This is a genomic window from Streptomyces sp. YS-3, from assembly GCF_045257485.1.
GTDB lineage: Bacteria > Actinomycetota > Actinomycetes > Streptomycetales > Streptomycetaceae > Streptomyces.
Genome location: NZ_JBJHPC010000812.1, coordinates 1 through 2,486, shown reverse-complemented (window position 1 = coordinate 2,486; position 2,486 = coordinate 1). Strand labels below are relative to the sequence as shown.

Genomic DNA, 2,486 nt, shown 5'->3' with positions numbered 1-2,486 from the left:
GGGCCGGCCGGGGCCTCCGGGGGCCGGGCGAAGGTGACGGGGTCGGGAAAACGCAGACCGTCAGACCACCAGACAGCCAGACCGTCGAACCGTCAGACCGCCGGACCGTCCGATCCCCGGGGTCATTCGCAGGAGATGCTGGGCGCTCTCATCCGCGGGAGGTTCCGGCGGCTCGCCCGGCTCGTCCGGACTGCCTGTTGCCGTCGGCGGACGGCGGGGCCTCCCGGTGCATCAGCTGCCGTACAACCTTGACCAGCTCGGCCGGCTCGAAGGGCTTGGCCAGGAACGCGTCCACGCCGGACGCGAGCCCGGTCTCGACCTCGTACTGCGTACAGGCACTGATGATGGCGAGCGGCAGATGCCGGGTACGCGCGTCAGCCCGGAGGCGCGTGGCCGTACGCAGCCCGTCGAGCCGAGGCATCACGACGTCCAGGGTGATCACATCAGGACAGACCCGATGCACCACTTCCAGACACTCGGCACCATCGGCCGCGGTCACGACCTCGAAGCCCTCCAGCTCGAGGTTGACCCTGATCAGCTGCCGGATGACCTTGTTGTCGTCGACAACGAGGACCCGGCCGGACGCGCCTGGCACATCTTGAGGTTAGGTCCGCGACCACCGCCGCGTCCGGGTTTTCCCCACTTCCGCCCCCTGCGGGGGACCCCGCCCCCGCCGACCACGGGAAATACCTGTTCACAGCCACCCCACGGGAGCTGGTAGGGTTCTACCCGTCGCCGCCAAGCGCGGCGGACGCCCCCGTAGCTCAGGGGATAGAGCAACGGCCTCCGGAGCCGTGTGCGCAGGTTCGAATCCTGCCGGGGGCACCTGTTATTGGGTGCCTAAGACCCCGCCACCAGCCTTGATGCTGGGTGCGGGGTCTTCTTGCGTGTGCGGGCGGGTGCCGTCTGATGTGGCTGCATGAGAGTGATCACGTAGTGACGACGCAATGACCTCGGATGCCCTCCCCCCGGGTCATCATCGCGGCCACTCGGACGCTGGAGGTCTCCAACGACAGTTGAGAGACCCGGAGACGGCGGAGTTGCCGCTCGCTATAACGCTCCTATGCCGCGAAGCCCCAGGCGCCCAGCACGCCGAAGCCCGTACCGGCCCCGGCCGAGTACAAGGCCCTCACCCCCGTGTGGACGGCCGACCACCAAGGACACAGCGTGCCGACTCCGAGCAACGGAAACTGGAGCGTGCCGCCACACGCCACCCCGGCGGAGAGAGAGCGGGTTGCCCAGCTGCACCGCCAGCGACGAGACGCGGTGGTGCGGCGGAACGCGCAACTTGTCCAGACCGTGAAGATCGTCGCGTTGGGGATACTCAGCCTTCTCGTCGCCGCCATCGCTTGGAACATATGGCACGCATGGCAGCACAACGCGATCGAGGCAGCGTGCAAGGCCCCCCGGAGCCAGCGCGCAGCGGCGGTCAAGGAGGCGGACCTGGAGAAGATTCCTGTCATCGGTGACCCGATCTCGTCTCCGCGGCCTCGCAACGAATACATTCCAGAATCCAACGCTACGGACAGGTGGATTCTGATTGCATATAACCAGCGCAGGCGGTATCTGGGGGAAGCATCGGAAGTTGTCCTTCATCACCAATCCTGTTTCGACTGGGCAGACCGTTCTCAGGCTCAACAGGTGCTGGCCACGCCAGAAACTGTGGCGTGGGTCGACATGCCGAGCGGGGCGGAGTGCGCCGATGGCTGGTCATCAAGTTCCATTGGCAAGCAAGGAGCTTGCTCTCATCATGGCGGCGTGGTCTATGACCTCTACGCGGTGCTGCACTTCTAATCTGCTTCCAGACGCGGGACCCATCAGCCCCGAGCCGGGAGCTCCCCAGCCGTCCGGGATTTCGAGGACCAGGCCGCCGAGCACCGGCTGTGAATCGCAACCGCGAGCCTCGCCACCGATTGATGTCAGCCGTCACCCATCAGAAGGGCTGCCACTCCTTCCGCCCCTCCCCGGTCCTCAGCGACTGCACGCGGCGGGCAAACTCCACCGCCGACCGGGCACTCGTCGCCACCTGCTGCCCCATCCAGGCGACCATCATCAGCTCGCGCACGTCCGCGAGCACGGAGTACCCGGGCCAGTTCATCAGGTCGAAGCCGTACCGGTGGCCGAACTCCCGGTACTCCTCACGCGTGTGCCAGCCGTACCTTTCGGGGGTACATCGCCGTGAGGACGAGATCCCACTCCCGCGGTGCCAGAGCGAAGCCGTCCAGGTCGATCAGGACAGCCGAGCCGTCCCGGTGCCGGAGTGCATTGCCGACGTTCGCGTCCCTATGGATCATCCCGAAAGGGAGGACGAAGTCGAGCCGGTCGTATTCCTTCTGGAGGCGCCGGGCCCGCTCATCCAAGAATCGCCGGTCTTCACCAGATATGCCGCCCGCGCCACCCAACCGCCGCAGCGATCCCGCCAGCTTCATTGGGTGCGACGCGGTAGCTGAAACCAGCAACGGGCGGCCGAGGAACCGTGGCCGAGA

Annotated in this window: 4 protein-coding genes and 1 tRNA gene; 2 read left to right on the top strand and 3 right to left on the bottom strand. The window is 66.7% G+C overall.

Annotated features, from left to right (window positions below):
• Window positions 1–148: 148 nt before the first annotated feature.
• Window positions 149–595, bottom strand: coding sequence for a response regulator (locus ACJA3G_RS35090; RefSeq protein ID WP_406557074.1), 447 nt, complete (start codon window positions 593–595; stop codon window positions 149–151).
• A gap of 158 nt (window positions 596–753) precedes the next feature.
• Here ACJA3G_RS35090 and ACJA3G_RS35085 point away from each other — a divergent pair.
• Together ACJA3G_RS35085 and ACJA3G_RS35080 are read left to right on the top strand one after the other, a co-directional pair.
• A tRNA-Arg gene (locus ACJA3G_RS35085) sits at window positions 754–825 on the top strand.
• 342 nt (window positions 826–1,167) lie between these two features.
• Window positions 1,168–1,794, top strand: coding sequence for a hypothetical protein (locus tag ACJA3G_RS35080; protein WP_406557073.1), 627 nt, complete (start codon window positions 1,168–1,170; stop codon window positions 1,792–1,794).
• Between the two features lie 139 nt (window positions 1,795–1,933).
• Here the strand turns inward: ACJA3G_RS35080 and ACJA3G_RS35075 are convergent, their stop codons facing one another.
• Window positions 1,934–2,098 carry a hypothetical protein gene (locus tag ACJA3G_RS35075; RefSeq protein WP_406557072.1) on the bottom strand — a complete coding sequence of 55 codons (165 nt, stop codon included), beginning with the start codon at window positions 2,096–2,098 and terminating at the stop codon, window positions 1,934–1,936.
• Between the two features lie 40 nt (window positions 2,099–2,138).
• The coding region (locus tag ACJA3G_RS35070; RefSeq protein WP_406557071.1) for a phosphotransferase at window positions 2,139–2,486 on the bottom strand (348 nt) is incomplete at its 5' end.